This is a genomic window from Psychrobacter sp. 1Y10 (genome assembly GCF_052259005.1).
GTDB lineage: Bacteria > Pseudomonadota > Gammaproteobacteria > Pseudomonadales > Moraxellaceae > Psychrobacter > Psychrobacter saeujeotis.
This window is the reverse complement of the sequence record NZ_JBQQES010000002.1, coordinates 99,309-118,455: the sequence shown is the minus strand read 5'-3', so window position 1 is coordinate 118,455 and position 19,147 is coordinate 99,309. Positions and strand designations below refer to the sequence as shown.

Below are 19,147 nucleotides of genomic sequence, written 5' to 3'. Positions count from 1 at the left end.
TCTGTATGGGTTTGAAATCGAACAGGCTATAACAAAAAAGCAGGTCGCTCAAAACGTCCTGCTTTTTTTATGTCTATTTTCTATCTTATAAAATCATTATGTCTGTTTGCTATGGTCAAAATAGCGTGCCAGACCATTTAATAATAAATCATCACGCAAGCGCACTGAACGGTTGACGTGCTGGGCGATAATGGATGCATCGCCGCCAGTCATGATCACTTCAAAGTTGGGATGGCGACGGCTAATCTCATTGATCGCCCCAACGATAGATAGTAAGATACCGCGATGTACCGCATCTTGCGTGGTGGTGCCCTGACTGACGCTATCAAAAGTACCGTTAGAGATGGTGATTTGCTTGGTACCAGAAAACAATGACTCACGCTGCAAGTAAATACTGGGGAAAATATAACCGCCTAAATGTGTCGCGTGATCAATCAAATCAATTGTCACCGCTGTACCGCAACCAATTACACATTGACGTTTTTTCTTATCGACCGCGCCCAGCATCTGTAACCAACGATCACAGCCAAGTTGCTCATCATTATAGTCGCTACGCATCAATGGGTGCGCCGCATCGACATGGACAAACTCAAATGGGATGTTTAGACGACTCAGCGTTTCTGTTACTTTGGCGTTGAGCTCGTCACCCAGTACAGACGAGATACCGATAAAGTCAGGTGCATAACGTTCAAAGCGATCGGTTAGACCCATGAGTAATTCGGCAGGCGCTTGCAAATGCTGCTTGGCATCGTGTGCGACTATCTGCCCGATATCATCAGTGAGCCAGTATTTAAGACGGGTGTTTCCAAGATCTAACCAGAGCATAAAAATCCCTTTATATAGTGCTCGTTAAGTATGTGCTCTAAGCCTCACGAGTTACGTCAATACGGCCCGTAAAAAGCGCAGAAATCTTACCGTTATCTTCACGCAATTGCAAACACCCGTTTGTATCGATACTGCAGGCATGACCAGTCACCACATGCGCTTTATCATCATGGTCTTGAGTCACACGTAACCGCAGACCTGCCAGTGCATCCATCGTCGCAAATTCTTGCAAAAAGCTGTCCAGATAATAAGTGTGTCCAGTTGGCTTTTCTATCCCAAAGTGCTCAAAGCGCGTCATCGCTGCTATCAACGCTTTGCTCATTTGTTGATAAAGCGTTTGTAAGGTTGGTAGATTGATATCGTTGCTCTTATTATTGGTATCTGCTTTCAGCATCGCGTAAATGTCTTGTAAGCTGATCGCTTGATAGCTCATGCCTTCGCAAGTTTGCGCGGTTAGCTTTGGTGCAGCTTGTACATTGAGTCCAACACCTATGACCACACCGACCAATTTACCTGCTTTCCATACGGGTTCAATCAAAATACCGGCAAGTTTATTAAATTGAATAATTTGGGTGTCTAGTGTGGCTTTGTTTGATTGAGATTCATCTGGTTTAGGCAGGTTTTGATAAAAGCCCAAGTCATTGGCCCATTTGACGCCAATAGGGGTCAAACCTTGCGCGCGCAGCTGCTCATTTAACGTTTGGATAATAGGCATTTTTGCCAGCTCGACACCGACGAGTAACGATAACAAGCCGCTAATGGATGTATGCACTGGATGGTATAACGACAGATAGACATTGCCGCGCGGTGATTGCCATGAACGCCCCCGTTGCCCACGTCCTGCGCTTTGAGTCTCAGCCGTCAATAGATGTAATTCAGTGGCGCTCAGTGTGTCATCTTGGACACGTTCTATCAGCTCAGTATTGGTAGAGGCGCTGCTGATTACATGACAATGCGTAAGCTCAGATAAATAGACGGAGGTGCTGGCTGATGACGGCATAAATTTAGTCACTGTAGTTAAGGTCGTATGGGTAATCTTTGGTATACTGGCACTTGTCTTAAGTAGACAATATAAGACAAACAGCATAAAGATCGGCTGAGAGTTTGGCAAATGTAATATGGTCGATTATACCTATTTAATACCTCTGATTTAGCTTGAGAGTATGCGCCAAGTAGACAGGCAAAAAAATAAGAAGACAAAAAAGTAGTCAGGCACGACAAAAACATTCAAAAAACAAGCAAAAGGCCAATTCGATGATGTTGTATGTATGGTTTGTGATTGCAGGAGCGTTTGCGGGCGTCAGTGCGGGTTTGTTTGGCGTCGGCGGCGGCATGATTATCGTCCCAGCATTGGTGTGGATTTTTACTGCCTATGATTTTTCACCTGCAGTCGTTACGCATTTAGCGATTGGTACTTCTCTTGCGACCATTGTGGTGACTTCTATTAGCTCATTGACTGCACATAATAAGCGTGGCGGTGTGCGCTGGGAAGTATGGCGCAAGATGGCATTAGGCTTGGTCATCGGTAGTCTAGTGGGTGCAGGCATCGCTGATATGATTGATGGCAAGGTATTGCAGGCCATCATTGGTGTTGGCGCATTATTGGTTGCATTAAAAATGTTGTTTTTATCCAATAAAGAACAATTGGGCAAGCCGTTACCGCCAGCTGGCGTTCAATTTGGCGCGGGGACAGGGATTGGTATGGCATCGTCTATCTTTGGCATCGGCGGTGGTAGTTTGACCGTACCGTTTTTAAATTGGGCAGGACTGCCAATGAAGCAGGCGGTCGGTACTTCAGCGGCTTGCGGTCTACCGATTGCATTGGCTGGCGCGGCAGGATTTGCATGGTTTGGTCAAGATGTGGTCAATCTACCTGAGGGTACGATAGGCTTTGTCCATGTCACAGGATTTATATGTATTTCAGTCGTTAGCTTCGCTATGGCAAAAGTCGGTGCCAAGCTTGCCCATGTATTACCTGCGCTCACGCTTAAGCGTGCCTTTGGCGTGTTGCTATTATTTGCAGGCGGGCAATTATTGTTGAGTGGTATTGGGGTGATTTAGGGCGATTTTTACTTCTTATCAATCGCATCAAGCCCCAGACGCATCCACTTTCTTGCTAACTCATCATGGTCGCTGAGCATACTCCAAAGCGCATCTTCACTAAAGATTGAATACTCTTTACCTGAGTATTCAATTGGCATATCCGCTTCACGATCCGTCATCCATTGCGGATTTAGATAGTAGTCTTTTAATTCGTTTTTCAATGCTTCAGCTTTTAAGAACTGCTGTTGCGCCTCAAGCTGTTGACGATGTAGCTCACACCATTCTTCATATTTTTGTTGTAGTTCTTGCGGGTTATAATCAGTCATCTGAATTTCCTTAATTTTTAGTGTTTATATGAATTATATAGATTTTAAGCCATATTATAGCATTCCTCACAAACCCTAAAAACTCGTCACAATTTCAGGTAGAATAGCCGCCTGTTTTCGCTAAGTTCACTGACCATTCATGCGTTTAAAATCTCTTAAGCTGGCAGGCTTTAAATCCTTTGCCAATCCAACGACTTTTACCTTCCGTCATGGTATCACCGCCATCGTCGGGCCGAACGGCTGTGGCAAATCCAACGTCATCGATGCCATTCGCTGGGTGCTGGGTGAGACCTCTGCCAAGCAGTTACGCGGCGGGGCAATGAGTGATGTCATCTTTGCTGGTACGCAGGATAAATCTGCCAAAAGTGTCGCCAGTGTCGAGCTGACTTTTGAGCACACCCAAGATGAGCAGACGGGCATTCGCCATGAGTTTAACCTCTATCAAGAACTGTCTGTACGCCGGCAAGTAAATAAAGAGGGACGTTCAGACTATTTCATCAATGGCACGCGCTGTCGCCGCCGTGATGTGGTCGATGTGTTCTTGGGCACGGGGCTTGGCGCGCGCAGTTATGCAGTCATTGAGCAAGGTATGATTGGGCGAATTGTAGATTCTAATCCGATGCAGCTGCGTGAGTTTATAGAAGAGGCGGCAGGGGTGTCGCGCTATCAAGCGCGCCGAATAGAGACGCAAAAAAAGCTCGAGAAAACCAAAGACAATCTTGCACGCCTGCACGATATGCAAAGCGAGCTGGTCAGCCAACAAAGGCGCTTATCTAAGCAAGCTGCTAGCGCTGAGCGTTATGAAGAGTTAGCCTTAACGCTTGCTGATATCAAGCAACAACTAGCGATTCAGCAACTGTATCAAGCTAAGCATACTCAGCAGCAGCAAAAAATCGCCCATGAGCGTAGCGCTAATGAGGTCACCACACTACAAGCAAGTTATGACGCGCTAAAAGTCAAGCAAGATAAGCTTGCTGCGCATATCAATCAAGAACAGTGGCTAAAAGACGATGCGCAAAGCAGCCATTATCAGCAGCAGCTAAGCTACCAGCAAGCCGAGCACCAGCTAAGTGATGCCAAGTCACAGCTAACCGTTATTGAACAGCAACGAGTCGGCTCAGAGCAGCAGCGTGAGCAAGCAGTCGATGAGATTGAGCGTTTAAAAGCTGAGCAAGCCACGCAGCAGAATGTGCTAGAAGAACTGCGTCCGCAGCTCGATGAGCTGAGCAGTAAGCGTGAAGCACATAAACGCAATGAGCAACCCTTGCAGCGCGCCTACCATGATGCGCAAAATAAGCTATCACGACTGCAAGATAGTCATCGTGCGCTTGAGCAGCAGCAAGCTATTAATGCTCAAGCGCAAAAACGGCATCAGCAAAACCATGATAAGTGGCAGCGCCGCCAGCAAAACTGGCAGAATCTATGGCAGCAGCTACAGCAGTCATTATCACCAGTTGCCAATACTGACAGAGCTAATGGTAATGGGCAAGAGCAGACTGATGCGAATAATTTGCAGCGCACGTTAGACACGCAAGTTGCTAAGCTAAACAAACAGTTGCAGCAAATTGAGCGCCAATACGATAGCGTCGATGAGCGGCTGTCTGAGCTACAACCACAAGCGCATGATTTACAGCAACTTTTAAACAAGCAGCAGCGCGAGTTGAGCGAGCATGAAAAACGTCACGCAGTTTTAGCAAGTGAGTACGATACTCTACACCAGATATTACATCCTAAGCCTACGCCAAAATCGCAACAGCAAGCATCTATTTCAGGAACTGACAATTTAAAAACTGATTTAGAAAGTGAAATAGCCAACGACTATAATAACTTAGCTATCACCACCTTGCGTGAGCACATTGAGCTCAGCACCAAAGGTCAGCAGTACGCAGAGCTACTCGATAGCGTATTGGCATTATGGCTGGATAGTCATGTGCTGGTCTCTAAACAGTCAAGTACTAAAAAAGTTAACGGCGACGTTCAAGAAGCGAATAACTTATGGCAAGCGCTTGAGCATGACTTAACGGATTTGTTTACTTATCAGAATGTGCAAAACGAACAGATTAATAAACAGGACAATTCTTCAATAGAAAATGGCCATAGCTTGTGGCTATCTACTAAACAAAATGATGTAAACGCAAAGCCAATTATCAACGAAGTGCCAAGCACTTTGATTAATAAAGTATTGCCTTTATCACAGCTGATTAGCGCCCCCAAATTAGCACTTTGGCAGCACTGCTATTTATATAGCGCTCAACCTGAAATTAATACTCAGCAAACGTTAGAAGACTTGACTGAGATTTTAAAAGTGTTGCCATCATCCGCTATTTTACTAACCTCGGACGGCTGGCTTATCAGTCGCCAAGGTACGATGAATCTTAGTAAATTTATTGGTGCGCAAGATGGTCAAAATGATAGCAATAGTCAATTCTTAAGCCAGCGTTTACAGCAGCGCAGCCGTCTACAAGCGTTAGAAGATTTGCTTGATGAGTTTGAAAGCAAAATACAAGCGCAGCAAAAGACCATCGCTAATAACCAGCGCAACTATGATGCGTTAACGGTCAGCTTAGAAGAAACCCGCGCGCAAGCGGAGCAATTAACGCGTGATAAATACAACTATCAGCAGCAGCTCACCACCCAGCGTGCTACCGCTGAGCGCTTGCAAGCGGATAGCCTGAGGCTAAATGCGGATAAGGTTTCCCTTGAGCAGGAACAACAAGAGCTGGCGCAAGAGCAGCAAACCCTCAATCATGAACAGCAGCATATCCAAAGTGAGATAGCGGCGCTGACGCCACAAATAGCGGATGCTCGGGCATTGAGTCAGCAATTGCAGTCCGAGAGCAGTGAGCTAAATCGGACGCGTCAAGCAGACGAGGACGCTTGGCAAGCCTTGCAGCTGCGTATTCAACAAAACGAGATGCGCTTAGAGCATAGCGTTAGTAGCCTTAACCGTGTAAGTGCGCAACATAACAAGTCGCTACAAAGTGAACAACGTCTAAAGGTAAGTTACGAGCAGCAGCAAAATAAACTGCCAGCACTGCAATCAGCATTACAAACTGCGCAGACAGCACGCGATGAGCAGCAGGCAATATTAGCAGAGCGTGAGTTGGCATTAACGGCGCTTAAAGAGGAGTATAGTCAGCAGCAGGCAGAGCTAGAGACGCTACAGCAGACATTGCAGACTCAGCAAAGTGAGCTTGCACATCACGCCACTGAGCTGGCATTAAGTGCAGCGCGGTTAGACGATGCCAGTACTCATACGCAAGAGGCTTTAGAAGCTTATTATAGCGTGACTCACAAATATAAGGCCGATGAGGACTTATCACAGCAGCCCCAGTTAATGACGAGTGTCTCAAATTTATTAGCGGATTTTATCGCGCATGATCGCCGCGTGCGCCCTGACAAAATCGCTGAGCTTGAGCGCGAAAAGACGAAACTTGAGCAGCAACTGAGTAAAATTGGCGCGGTCAATCTCGCGGCAGTGGCAGAGCTGGCGGAAGTCAATGAGCGCTTAGAGCCACTCGCGCAGCAGATAGTAGATATCACAGCCAGTATGGAGACATTGAGCAAGGCGATTGCCTCCATCGACGAGACCACTAAGACCTTGTTTATACAAACGCTTGACGCGGTCAATAACGAGCTTGCCAATTTATTTGCCAAAGTCTTTGGCGGTGGGCAAGCCAGCCTAACGTTAAATACTGATGATATGCCTGCCAATGCACCAAAATCAGAGCAGTGGCGAGCTGGGTTAACCTTAATGGCGCAACCAAAGGGCAAGCGTAATAGTCGCCTTGCCGTACTTTCGGGCGGTGAAAAAACCCTAACCGCGCTGAGTTTAATCTTTGCGATATTCAAGCAGCATCCAGCACCGTTTTGTGTGCTTGATGAAGTTGATGCGCCACTTGATGATGCCAACGTCGCTCGTTTTACTAGCCTCATTCATGAGCTGGCAGACGATTTGCAGTTTATCTTTATCAGCCATAATAAGCTTGCGATGCAAATTGCCGATGAGCTGAAGGGTATTACCATGCCAAATGCTGGTATCTCTACTTTAGTGAGTGTTTCACTCAATGAAGCGGCCAGCTATATCGACAATTAGTATAAATAATCGATATTAATCATTGATAACTGGTATCGGATTTTATACAGACTTTAGTATTATAGTGAGTGCTGAGAGTGTAACGTAACGCAACTATGTCGCGCTGACCATAAACAATTACTATATGGTGACGAGGTTAGTCAGCCATGCTAGACTATTGCCATTTATTCCATTTTGTGTATTCCCTTTTATCATAGTTATTAGGATGTATTTCTCATGACCGCTATTCAGTTTGTTTTGATTGCCGTTGCTGCATTTGTTGTGCTTGCAGGCCTGTTTATGGTCATTCGTAGCTTTAAGCGTCGGAATGGTACGGAGGTTGCGGTAGTCAATTATGATAAAAATGGTATACCTATCATACCGCGTCACGAGCGTAATATTGTCGATCAACCAGATTTTGATGATACAGTTCCAGGTGAGACCACCATTGCGCCCAATCGTGACTATCTCGATGCGGTTATCGAAGATGAGCCGTTGACCGAGACCCATACCACTGTCGATGCACAATTGACTCAAGGTCGCGGTGAGATTGGCGTGGATACTGATGACAACAATGATGAAGACTATACGCGCTGGCAAGCTGAGCAGCAACGTGCAGATAATGCTGAGTTTTCAGAAGCAGCTCGCCACATGCAAGCTGGTAATGAGCAAGAGCTTGATGCGTTTTCTAGCCTTATGTCAGCGACGGATAGCTTGATGCCAGTGATTGATACGGCTGAAGAGCCAAGCTTTGATGACAACAGCCCGATACTAGATCAGCATCTGTTAGAGCCTGTCGATGAAGCGCAAAATGGCCCACTTATCAATGCCAAAGACAATATCAACATTACTATCTTGCCGCGTCAGTACCGTGATCGCCCTGTAGAAATCATTCGTGGCCGCGATTTATTGGCTTTGATTGATAAATATGGCCTACGCTTTGGGGCCATGAATATGTTCCACCGCTATGAGCAAAAAGACGGCACCGGCATGCTGTGGTTTAGTATGATGGGTATCACCGATAGTGGTATCGCGCCGTTTGATCCGCATAGTGTGGCGACTAACACTTATAATGGGGTGGTAGTATTTTTATCACTGCCGCATCCACAAGCGCTGCGTAGCTTTGATAGTATGATGAGCATTGCTTATATGATGGCGGATGATTTAAATGCGCTGATACTTGATGAAAACAATGAATCGATCACTCCTGAATATAAACAACAATTGCGTAATCAAGTTCGCGACTATGAAATCTAATAAATATTGAAAATCAAACCGTACCAGTAGTATCTCAACAGGCAAATAAGGTAACGCAGATAGTATATTGATGTTACGTTATTTGCCTTTTTCAATCGTCCTCATTTTCTGTAAAACTCTATCCGAGTAACCTGCAAAATTGTTATCATATCGGCATCTTGAATTGTAAAGACGCCGACTATGACTGACCCTATCGCACCGACCACCTCTCAAACCCAAACCAATCAAAAAGTAGCTTCACAACCTTCGATTAATTCTGATGCTCATCACGACATCATCACTCAAATGCGCACGCTTATTGATGCCATCAAGACGCACAATTATGCCTATTACGTGCTTGATAACCCTGTTTTAGACGATAGTGAATACGATCAGTTACGTCGCTCTTTGCTTGAGCTTGAAGAAGAATATCCAGATTTGGTGCAGCCGGACAGTCCTATCAATCAAGTCGGTGATACGCCGCTGTCGGCATTTACTCAAGTGACCCATGACATTCCAATGCTGTCGCTTGGCAACGTATTTGATTATGACGAGCTGCATGCTTTCATGCGCAGGATCAACGACCGTCTGAGCGATGCACAGCAAAATCCTGAATACGAGATGGAGCTTAAGCTTGATGGGCTTGCAGTCTCACTAAAATATGAGCACGGTAAGTTTGTGCAAGCAGTCACGCGCGGTGATGGGCAAACGGGTGAAGACATCACTCAAAATACTAAAACGATTCGTAACTTGCCACTTTGGCTCGCTGATGCCGCTGATATCCCACTATTAGAAGTACGTGGTGAGGTGCTGATGCCTAAGGCAGGCTTTGAGCGTCTTAATCGCCTTGCCGAAGAGAAGGGCGACAAAACTTTTGCCAATCCGCGCAATGCCGCGGCTGGTAGCTTGAGGCAACTTGATCCAAGCATAGCCGCCAGTCGTCCGCTAGCTTTTTATTGCTACTCGGTAAATCAAGGTCTACCTGAAACTATTGAGACGCAATCGGCCGCGTTAGCTTGGCTTGGTGACATTGGCTTTAGTGTCAGTGCCGTACGAGTGGTAAAAAACCCACGCGAAACTCAAGAGTACTATGAGTCTGTGATTGAAAAGCGTGCCAAGCTACCGTTTGAAATCGATGGTGTGGTAATTAAAGTCAATAGCTTAGCCTTACAACAGCAGCTTGGATTTTTGTCACGTGAGCCGCGCTGGGCAACTGCCTATAAATTCCCCGCCGAAACCGTCATGACCCGTCTGCATACTATCGAATGGCAGGTCGGGCGTACGGGACAGATTACCCCAGTTGGTAAATTAGAACCCATCAAGGTTGGCGGCGTCACCGTTAGTAATGTGACTTTGCATAATTTTGGTGAAATTCAGCGCTTAGATGTGCGTGCAGGCGATATGGTCAGCGTACACCGGGCAGGCGACGTCATTCCAAAAGTCACGCGCGTCTGGCATGATCAGCGTCCAGAAGACTCTGAGCCAGTTAAGCTACCCTCTACTTGTCCTGTCTGCGACTCACCTGTCATCCTGCCAGAAGATGAAGCGTTGGCGCGTTGTACTGGCGGACTGTTTTGTCCCGCGCAGCAGACCGAGGCATTGATTCATTTTGTCTCGCGTCGGGCGATGGATATTGATGGTTTAGGCGAGCGTTGGCTTATTAGCTTTTTTGAGCATGGACTTATCAAAACCGTCGCTGATATCTATCAATTGCATAACCATCAAGAAGAGTTGATTACCCTTGAAAAGTTGGGTGAAAAATCCGTACAAAACATCATCAGCGCTATCGAGGCCAGTAAAAAGACCACCTTAGCCAGATTTATTTATGCGCTGGGTATTCGCGGTGTGGGTGAAGGTACAGCACAAAACCTCGCCCAACAATTTGGTGATCTTGATAGCCTGATGACAGCCGATATGGACGCGCTTATTGAAACTCCTGACGTTGGCGCGATTACCGCTGAGCTTGCCCATGAGTTCTTCCGTGCCCCGCACAATATCGAAGTCATCACTGCACTACGTGAGGCTGGCGTCCATTGGGATAAAGTTGAGCAAGTCGCATCAGAAGGGCTACCACTCGATGGGCAAACGTGGGTCATCACCGGCGCGCTCGATAGCATGGCGCGTGATGAAGCTAAAGCAAAACTACAAGCACTCGGAGCAAAGGTTGTTGGTAGCGTTTCTGCTAAAACCACGGCGCTACTGGCAGGGGAGAAGGCCGGCTCGAAATTAACTAAGGCGGAAAAATTAGAGGTTAAGGTGGTGGATGAGGATGAGTTTTTAAAGATGGTTGGGGATGAGAACCGTTAAAAAATTGCACTGCTAACTGCGAGCATGGCTCTTGTCTTGCGTCGGGCAAAACAGTGTTTTGCTTATTCCTCCTCAGGTTCGCAAGTGCAAATCCCTTAGAGGGGATTTGCTGGTTAGGTCATACTTTAATAACATGCTCGTCCCTCGCACACCAATTATAAATTAGAAACGTAGGGTGATTTAGGCTTTAGCTAACTCACCCTATAAAACTCTAAAAGCCAACCAATCTCTCACCACTAACCCCAATGTTATTACCCTCTAAAAATCAATAACATACGCTTACCCGCAAGCCTTGCGCTCTTTTTTATAATGGATTGTACAATTGTAAAAAGGAGTAAATCATGCCCGCAGACAACGATAATAATAACGACGCTGAAAAAACCAACACCAACTCTATCAGCCAAGACAAGCTTGATTTTCTCATCAATAAATTGCCCGGTGAGCATGTCAACGGTGACGGCAAACGCGCCATCATCTTCCGGATGGTAATGGAAGATCATCTATGTCCGTTCGGATTAAAGTCGCTGGACGCGCTCAAGCATGCTGGCTACGACATTGTCGATCGCCATATCACCACACAAGACCAAAACAGTTTAGTCAAAGATACATTGGGAGTTGAAACCACACCGCAAACCTTTATTGAGGGCAAGCGTATTGGCGGCAATGAGGAACTACAAGTATTCTTAGGCAATAGCGAAGCCAAAAGCAATGATGACACTACCTATGCGCCCATTATCGCCATATTTTCTGTTACCGCTTTAATGAGCTTGGCTTTATGTTGGGCACTATCAATTAGTGTATTGTCCATGCAAGCTTTGATGTGGTTTGTTGCCTTATCTATGTGTGTGCTGGCCATCAAAAAACTTGAAGATTTAGAAAGCTTTACGACTGGGTTTTTGGGTTACGATTTATTGGCCAGAAGAGTCGTGCGTTATGCTTATGTCTATCCGTTTTTAGAAGCCATTGCTGGTATTGCCATGCTTGCTGATCAGCCTTGGCTCAATCCGATAGCGGGTATTATAGCGTTAACGATTGGTTTGATCGGCGGCGCCTCAGTGATCAAAGCGGTTTATATTGATAAGCGAGAGCTAAAATGTGCCTGCGTAGGCGGAGATAGTAATGTGCCATTAGGGGCTATCTCATTAACTGAAAACGTGATGATGGTAGGTATGGGTAGCTATATGCTTATTCGTGCTTTGCTTTAGTAAGTAGTTTTTAGGAGGGTGCGCTTTGCGTACCCTCCAATATTAGAAAATCCTTAAACTTTTATATCAGCCTGCAGATAAATAAGTACTTTGCTCGACATAAAAATGAAAAACTTGCTTCAGTAAAACTTATGGCGGATAGAGCTTACTAGTGACCATTCTAAACCTCTTATTGTGGCATCTCTCCATGCACCTCAACATCACCTTTCTCACCATCCGGCTGAATCACGATGGGTAACACCAGCCCTTTAGCAAAGTCATCGGATAGCACATAATCATAGCTACTGGCAGCGACATCGGGCGTAGTATGAATGATAAGCTTCATATCTTTACCATCAGTCAGCTCATGAGAAGTATAACTATCGCTGACTTGATCAAGCACCTTTGACAGTGCTTCGTTACTTGCCATGCTCACGGTTAGGTTATGCTGAGCGGTCGCAGCGTCCACTTTAAAGTAGTCCGCATAATCAAGGACGTTTTGACTATCGATTGCAAACGGATACTTATAATTGGCGCGATCAGCAGGCTTTTCACCGCTATCTATTAATGACCAGTCTATCGTATCGACTTCTGATGCTGATGAGTTTGCCGTGGCTGTTTGCGTGGTTTGGTCGGTAGTATCAACAGAGTCGGTGGCGTTATCGCAGCCTGTTAGCGCCCATATACTTGTAGTAGCGATTATCATCATACTTATTAGGCGCTTCGTCATCGACGTATCCTCTTTATTAATCATAAATTTTTATATAAGCGCTATTTTGACAGCTTTCTTTTGGCTTCTCTAGCGGAATAAAGCAAAATATCTTTTCTTATCTTAAAAATATGGAACACAGCATAGTGCCATCTATCAAACCATCTAGACCTAGACGCATAAAAAAACAGCCATCTTTCGATGACTGCTCTCGGTTCGCTGTTTCTTATTTTGTTTTTATATCGTTTAAATGCGCAAGGTTAACGATTCAACCTTAACCATTATCTACCGATCTGGCAGTTTACTTGATATTCTTTACCATCAGCCCATTTCATGGCTAGGATACCTTTATCGCCTTTCATATGCCATGCATAGACAACTTCTGGGTTTGACTCATTGACATAACTTGCCGTATCGCCCTCTACGCCGCCATTTAAAATAATTGGCTGCTCTGACCAGTTCACTTTAGGTAGGGTGGCAGTCAACATCACTTGTTTTTTATTGATAGATTGTTTTGCAAGGATTTGACTATCATCAGTACAAGTATAAGGTGCCGGTGCCATACGATCATAGGCTGCATCAGTTACGCTTTCTGAAGTAGGCGTTGTCGTACTTGGCGTGGTAGGAGTGTTTGGTGCGGTAGGCGTAGGCGCGGTAGTAGCACAAGCGCTAAGTAAAGCAAGGGCAGGTAGAGCAGTCGCAATCTTAGTTAAGGTGTTCATAATTTTCTCCAAAGAATCAAATCATATCGTTTATTTGTATTTAACAATGCATTAAGCATATAGCGCACATATTAGCGAAAGTAGAGCTTGTAGATTGTTAGAAATTGTTTGCTAGCTGTTATTCACGTTACGTAATCGCTGGTTAATGTAATTTTACTCTCAGAGTATTTTAATTGGCCAATTCTGTACAACAGACGTATGTACTGCATGAACTACTTTGATCAAAAAAACACTTATCGACTGGGAAGCCAATAAGTGCTGCTAATGGTATTAATCCGATGAGCCAATAATATTCCGCTCATCGTTTTATACATTCAATACTATTTGGTTTTACGCGGTGGCAACCCGGTATGCTGGGTTTGGAAGTTACCACGGCTGACTTTTTTGCGCGCGCTATTAGGCTGGTTTTTGCGGTTTTGGCTCGCTGATTTGCCACTGCGTTTGACGGAGTCATTACCCATACGGCTATTCTTTTTACGTGCCGATTGATAGCTGTCCTGACTGGCATCACGGCCCTCTAAATGCGCATTAAATGGCGGTATTAGACAACCACGGTTTTTGCCAATTAGGTCGCTACGTCCCATGTCTTGCAAAGCGCGGCGCAGTAAGGCCCAGTTTTTCGGGTCATGATAGCGCAAAAACGCCTTGTGCAGTTTGCGCTGCTTGCCGGATTTGACGATATCAATATCACCGCCCTCGCGGTTGACCTTGTGTAGCGGGTCTTTATGGGTATGATACATGGTCGTTGCCGTCGCCATGGGGCTAGGGTAAAAGGCTTGCACTTGGTCGGCGCGGTAGTCGTGAGATTTTAGCCACAGCGCCAGATTCATCATGTCCTCATCTTTGGTACCCGGATGCGCGGCGATAAAGTAGGGTATAAGATACTGCTCTTTGCCAGCCTCTTGGCTGTACTGCTCAAACATGGCTTTGAATTTATCGTAGCTGCCCATGCCAGGCTTCATCATTTTAGATAAGACATTTTCTTCAGAATGCTCTGGGGCAATCTTTAGATAGCCACCGACATGATGGCTGACCAATTCTTTGACATATTCGGGGTCTTTGACCGCCAAATCATAACGCAGACCGGAGGCGATAAGGATTTTTTTCACACCTTTGATATCACGCGCCTTACGGTATAGCTGGGTTAAATTGCTGTGATCGGTGATGAGGTTTTCACAGACATCGGGATAGACGCAGGACGGCTTACGGCAGTTTTTCTCAATAGTCTCGTCCTTACAGTTGAGACGGTACATATTGGCCGTCGGCCCGCCCAAGTCGGAGATGACGCCAGTGAACGCAGGCGCAGTATCGCGGATGGCCTCGACTTCACGCAGGATAGAGTCCTCAGAGCGGTTTTGGATGATGCGCCCTTCATGCTCCGTGATCGAGCAAAACGTACAACCACCAAAGCAGCCGCGCATGATATTGACGGAGAATTTAATCATATCAAAAGCCGGAATACGCGCATCGCCATAGCTTGGGTGCGGCAGGCGCGCATAGGGCAAGTCAAAGACGTAGTCCATCTCTTCGGTAGACAGTGGAATCGGCGGCGGATTGAGCCAGACATCGATGGAGGTAAACGAGTTGCCCGCGCCGCTACTGTGGCGCTGCACCAAGGCGCGCGCGTTACCAGGATTAGTCTCTAAATGCAGAATTCGACTGGCATGCGCGTAAAGTACAGGGTCTGATTTGACATGGTCATAATCAGGTAGGCGAATGACGGTCTTATCACGTGGCGGCATTTTAAATTTGTGCTTACGCGCAGTGAGTCTTTTATTATCAAAGCCGCGCATCTGTACCACTTGCGTGTCATCATCGACTTGATCGGCGTTCAGTACTTTATTGGTGACGGGTTCTGCGACAAAGCCCTTGTACTGGGCTGACATGCCAGTCATGGCTTGCCCAACTGGCGAGTCGCTAGGCTTTTCTTGTTCAATCTTGCAGCTATCAACGTCTTCGGTCATCACATACGGATTGATGATAGGGTCAACGCGGCCGACCGTATCGACATCGTTGCTCGCGACTTCCGTCATATGCGCTTGCCAATGGCGGCGGCTTGGGGTTAATAAATAAGCCGTACCGCGTAAGCTGCTCATTTGCTCAAACGTATAGCCTTTGGATAGCCCATGCACCACATCGACGATGGCACGTTCAGCGTTACCATATAATAAGACATCGGCACGGCTGTCTAATAAAATACTGCGGCGTACTTTATCTGACCAGTAGTCATAGTGGGCGATACGGCGCAGGCTGCCCTCGATACCGCCTAAGATAATCGGCACATCTGGATAAGCTTCACGGCAGCGCTGGCTATAGACGATGGCGGCGCGATCAGGGCGCTTGTCCGCGACATTGCCAGGCGAGTAGGCGTCATCGCTACGAATCTTGCGATCGGCGGTATAGCGATTGATCATGCTGTCCATGTTACCTGCAGTCACGCCATAGGCGTAGACCGGTTTGCCAAGCTCCATAAAGGCGTCTTTGCTCTTCCAATCTGGCTGCGCGATGATGCCGACGCGAAAGCCTTGCGATTCTAATAATCGCCCGATAATTGCCATACCAAAGCTTGGATGATCGACATAGGCATCACCTGAGATGATAATCACATCGCACGCATCCCAGCCCAGCGTGTCCATCTCAGCACGCGTCATCGGCAAATAAGGCGCAGGCTCATAGCAGCTTGCCCAATGCTTATCGTAGTCATATAGTGGCTTGACGCCTTGTTTGAAGGCGGTGCGAGCGATGGTATCGGCAGACATGAGGTGACCCTATTAATAGCGTGTTGGCAATCGCGACAGATGGACAATGTATTGCCGCAGTCGCTGATGCATAAAAAGGCGCTCATCTTACCATGAATTGCACTCATGGTGTGAATGCTGATTTATAGTAAGTCTTCGATAAGTGATTGATAGCATAAGGTAAAATGATGGATTAAATGGGGTATAGTGAACCATAAAGGCCTATTTTATTGATAGTGCGGTTTACTTAATGGAATCGAAAATGCTCTCGATGATTTTACTTGTGTACTTTATGCCAGTTGTCGTGCTTATTTATCTAATAACGACGGTTTATTATTATCAAAAAGGTCGTTTTTGCCGCAAATCCTTTACTTATAAATATTTAATGATAGCGATGCTGGTGCCCATAGCGGGCATGGCGCTGATCACTTTTGAATATTGGATAAATATGACGCATGGCGGCATTCATGTCGGTACATGGTTGTCTGTCTTATTTGTTTACGCCTTTATAGCGATTATTTTTGCCATCCCTTTTCTGCTTTATCTGATAACGCCAAACAAGCAGCCTTAGCATATGGATCAATCTAAATAAATCTTCGTGCCACTTTTGGTAAAGTTCATCACAAACTGACTTTTAAAGTTGCGCACGTTGTTCTCATACGTCAGTAGATTGCGCGTAAATTGATGATAATCGCTCATGTTTTTGGCACTCACCATCAGCATAAAGTCGGCATCGCCCGACATCTCATAGCAGCTCATCACTTGCGCCTGCGCGTTCATTAAGCGCTCAAATCGGTGCTGCATCGAGTTATTTGAGCGCGCCATCTCAACCATCACAATCGCCGTCAAACTATAGCCGACCTTATTAGGATCTACGATGGCGACTTGCTTGGTGATCACGCCTGTGTCTGTCAGTGTTTGAATGCGGCGCTGGGCGGTAGCGATGGACACATGGACGTGTTCGGCGATCGTCTTTAGCGGCAGCGTGGCATCGTCTTGAAGGAGGTTTAAAATGGCTTTGTCGGTGGCGTCTAAAGACTGGCTCATAGGATCATACTCTGTTAAATCGTAATGGTTATTAGCGCATGCTTAAATCATAAATATAAAAAATGTAGTTATTATCACTATTATAGAGGATATGATAATAAGTATAGAAAATATCGAAAATTATGATAAATAAAGTTATAAACGAGGTTTTATAGAGATTTTTTATTGGAGGACGTCTGTATGATAGTCGTTAACCATTTCAGAGTGGTTAACCGATAAACCCTATAACCGATCTTCTTCTACTCACTCGCTAAATCAAGGTGCTTTTATGTCAACGTCTACTTTATCCGGTGCGCTTCACGCGACCTTGTCACGGCTGCCGATGCCTGCGGTATGGGCGTCGGGTAGCGCACAGGAGCGAACGCTGATGATGGGCGCAGCATTAGCTATTTTATCCAATGTTTTATTTGGGGTGCTATATGCTTACAGTAGCTTTTTGGCACCATTATCAGGTACGCAGGTATTTATCTGGCGCATGCTGGCGATGTGGGCGGCACTGGTTGGTTTTTTAACTTTTAGCAGTCAGCTGACAGGGCACATTGATAAATTAAAATCGCTTGGCAGCCTCAAGCAATGGGCGTGGCTATTATTGCCAACGCCAATATTTTTAAGTCAGTTTTGGCTATTTATGTGGGCACCGGTCAATGGCCAAGGCGTACAAACCGCGATGGGATATTTTTTATTTCCGCTGATGATGGTGGTGTTTGGCTGTGTCTTATTTGGTGAAAAATTAAGCCGCTTGCAGTGGCTAGCGGTGGGCTTTGCCGCGTTAGGCGTTGGCAGTGAAATCATTCGCACCCAAAGCATCTCATGGGCAACCCTTTGGGTGTGCGGCACGTATCCGTTATATTATATTTTGCGCCGCTTGCAGGGGGTTGGTGCGGTTACTGGTCTTTTGGTAGATTTGACGATATTTGCGCCATTTGCTTTGGGGTATTTATTTTTTATGGCGCCGGATAGCTTAAGTTTGGTTGGCGGCTCGGGCTTTTTTATTATGATGCTGATTGGCTTGGGTGTTTTAAGCGTGCTGGCGATGAAAACCAATGTTGATGCCAGTCAAATGCTGCCCGTCAATGTCTATGGCATGATGAGTTATTTGGAGCCGGCATTGCTCTTTATCCTTGCCATCACCATTTTGGGCAATCCGTTTGAGTCAGGCATGCTCTTTAGCTATGGTTTGATTTGGACAGGGATTGCATTTTTAATTGCGCACGGGGTCAAGCAGTTGCGAGCGACCAAACGCAAGCAAGTCGCGGCGTCAGCGTAGCGGGTTTACATAGCTCTAAGCACATTAACGTAAAAACGGCTATCATAACGATAGCCGTTTTTTATTGCATGGTGACAAATTTTTTAATCTAAATGCTGCTTAAAGCCGCGCTGCTTATCACGCTCCCAGTCACGATCTTTAAGAGTTTTGCGTTTGTCATGTTGTTTTTTACCCACCGCCAGTGCAATTTGACACTTGACCATAGAGCGCTTCCAGTAGCATGATAATGGCACGCAAGCATAACCTTTTTGGTTAACCGCGCCCATCAACTTTTCGATTTCGCGACGATTAAGCAGCAGCTTACGGGTACGAATGCTATCAGGGCTCACGTGCGTTGAGCTACTGAGCAGCGGCTGAATATGCGCGCCAAAAAGAAAAGCCTCATTATTACGAAAGATAATATAAGCTTCGGTAATGGTCATTTTACCGGCACGAATAGCCTTAACTTCCCAACCTTGTAGCGACAATCCTGCCTCAAACGTCTCCTCAATGAAATATTCATGCCGCGCTTTTTTATTTGAGCAAATTTGATTGTCCGGTTTTCTTGATTTTTTTGACATAATCTCTCCATAAGGACTACAACATACCGTGTCCTTGTCTAACTGTTCCTCACCCTAACCCTAATACGGATTATATTTTTGTCATGCTAAGATGGATGAGTCGAACCA

15 protein-coding genes are annotated in these 19,147 nt (G+C 45.9%); 7 read left to right on the top strand and 8 right to left on the bottom strand.

Going from position 1 to position 19,147, the window contains the following annotated elements; all coding sequences use genetic code 11:
* Positions 1-96: 96 nt before the first annotated feature.
* A complete protein-coding gene (locus ACTXGH_RS03500; protein WP_439262786.1) occupies positions 97-825 on the bottom strand; it encodes a pantothenate kinase in 729 nt (242 codons plus the stop codon).
* A 37-nt stretch (positions 826-862) separates the two neighbouring features.
* A complete protein-coding gene (locus ACTXGH_RS03495; RefSeq protein WP_439262784.1) occupies positions 863-1,825 on the bottom strand; it encodes a biotin--[acetyl-CoA-carboxylase] ligase in 963 nt (320 codons plus the stop codon).
* Between the two features lie 257 nt (positions 1,826-2,082).
* On the opposite strand from ACTXGH_RS03495, the gene ACTXGH_RS03490 reads away from it, so the two are divergent.
* Positions 2,083-2,886, top strand: coding sequence for a sulfite exporter TauE/SafE family protein (locus ACTXGH_RS03490; protein ID WP_439262913.1), 804 nt, complete (start codon positions 2,083-2,085; stop codon positions 2,884-2,886).
* A gap of 8 nt (positions 2,887-2,894) precedes the next feature.
* Here the strand turns inward: ACTXGH_RS03490 and ACTXGH_RS03485 are convergent, their stop codons facing one another.
* Positions 2,895-3,194: a DUF4298 domain-containing protein gene (locus ACTXGH_RS03485; protein WP_439262782.1), complete on the bottom strand. Its 300-nt coding sequence runs from the start codon at positions 3,192-3,194 to the stop codon at positions 2,895-2,897.
* Positions 3,195-3,333: 139 nt separating this feature from the next.
* On the opposite strand from ACTXGH_RS03485, the gene ACTXGH_RS03480 reads away from it, so the two are divergent.
* From ACTXGH_RS03480 to ACTXGH_RS03465, 4 genes are all read left to right on the top strand, one after another.
* Positions 3,334-7,290 (top strand): AAA family ATPase, encoded by a 3,957-nt coding sequence (locus ACTXGH_RS03480; protein WP_439295601.1) that lies wholly within the window; start codon positions 3,334-3,336, stop codon positions 7,288-7,290.
* A 216-nt stretch (positions 7,291-7,506) separates the two neighbouring features.
* Positions 7,507-8,526, top strand: a complete 1,020-nt coding sequence (locus ACTXGH_RS03475; protein WP_439295602.1) for a cell division protein ZipA — start codon at positions 7,507-7,509, stop codon at positions 8,524-8,526.
* A gap of 180 nt (positions 8,527-8,706) precedes the next feature.
* Positions 8,707-10,812: an NAD-dependent DNA ligase LigA gene (gene ligA / locus ACTXGH_RS03470; RefSeq protein WP_439262777.1), complete on the top strand. Its 2,106-nt coding sequence runs from the start codon at positions 8,707-8,709 to the stop codon at positions 10,810-10,812.
* Between the two features lie 341 nt (positions 10,813-11,153).
* The gene (locus ACTXGH_RS03465) at positions 11,154-12,017 is read left to right on the top strand and encodes a MauE/DoxX family redox-associated membrane protein (RefSeq protein ID WP_439262775.1); all 864 of its coding nucleotides are present in this window, start codon (positions 11,154-11,156) and stop codon (positions 12,015-12,017) included.
* 169 nt (positions 12,018-12,186) lie between these two features.
* Here ACTXGH_RS03465 and ACTXGH_RS03460 read toward each other — a convergent pair whose 3' ends face one another.
* From ACTXGH_RS03460 to ACTXGH_RS03450, 3 genes are all read right to left on the bottom strand, one after another.
* On the bottom strand, positions 12,187-12,726 hold the full coding sequence (locus ACTXGH_RS03460; RefSeq protein WP_439262773.1) for a hypothetical protein: 540 nt from the start codon (positions 12,724-12,726) through the stop codon (positions 12,187-12,189).
* Between the two features lie 260 nt (positions 12,727-12,986).
* Positions 12,987-13,427 (bottom strand): hypothetical protein, encoded by a 441-nt coding sequence (locus ACTXGH_RS03455; RefSeq protein ID WP_439262771.1) that lies wholly within the window; start codon positions 13,425-13,427, stop codon positions 12,987-12,989.
* Positions 13,428-13,747: 320 nt separating this feature from the next.
* The gene (locus ACTXGH_RS03450; protein ID WP_439262769.1) at positions 13,748-16,186 is read right to left on the bottom strand and encodes a YgiQ family radical SAM protein; all 2,439 of its coding nucleotides are present in this window, start codon (positions 16,184-16,186) and stop codon (positions 13,748-13,750) included.
* Positions 16,187-16,427: 241 nt separating this feature from the next.
* Between ACTXGH_RS03450 and ACTXGH_RS03445 the strand changes: the two genes are divergently transcribed.
* Positions 16,428-16,736 (top strand): hypothetical protein, encoded by a 309-nt coding sequence (locus ACTXGH_RS03445; protein WP_439295603.1) that lies wholly within the window; start codon positions 16,428-16,430, stop codon positions 16,734-16,736.
* A gap of 8 nt (positions 16,737-16,744) precedes the next feature.
* Here ACTXGH_RS03445 and ACTXGH_RS03440 read toward each other — a convergent pair whose 3' ends face one another.
* Positions 16,745-17,212, bottom strand: a complete 468-nt coding sequence (locus ACTXGH_RS03440; RefSeq protein ID WP_439295604.1) for an Lrp/AsnC family transcriptional regulator — start codon at positions 17,210-17,212, stop codon at positions 16,745-16,747.
* A gap of 268 nt (positions 17,213-17,480) precedes the next feature.
* Here ACTXGH_RS03440 and rarD point away from each other — a divergent pair, with 268 nt between their 5' ends.
* The gene (gene rarD, locus ACTXGH_RS03435) at positions 17,481-18,479 is read left to right on the top strand and encodes an EamA family transporter RarD (RefSeq protein WP_439295605.1); all 999 of its coding nucleotides are present in this window, start codon (positions 17,481-17,483) and stop codon (positions 18,477-18,479) included.
* 83 nt (positions 18,480-18,562) lie between these two features.
* Here rarD and smpB read toward each other — a convergent pair whose 3' ends face one another.
* Positions 18,563-19,039, bottom strand: coding sequence for an SsrA-binding protein SmpB (smpB, locus tag ACTXGH_RS03430; protein WP_299218160.1), 477 nt, complete (start codon positions 19,037-19,039; stop codon positions 18,563-18,565).
* Between the last annotated feature and the right edge of the window lie 108 nt (positions 19,040-19,147).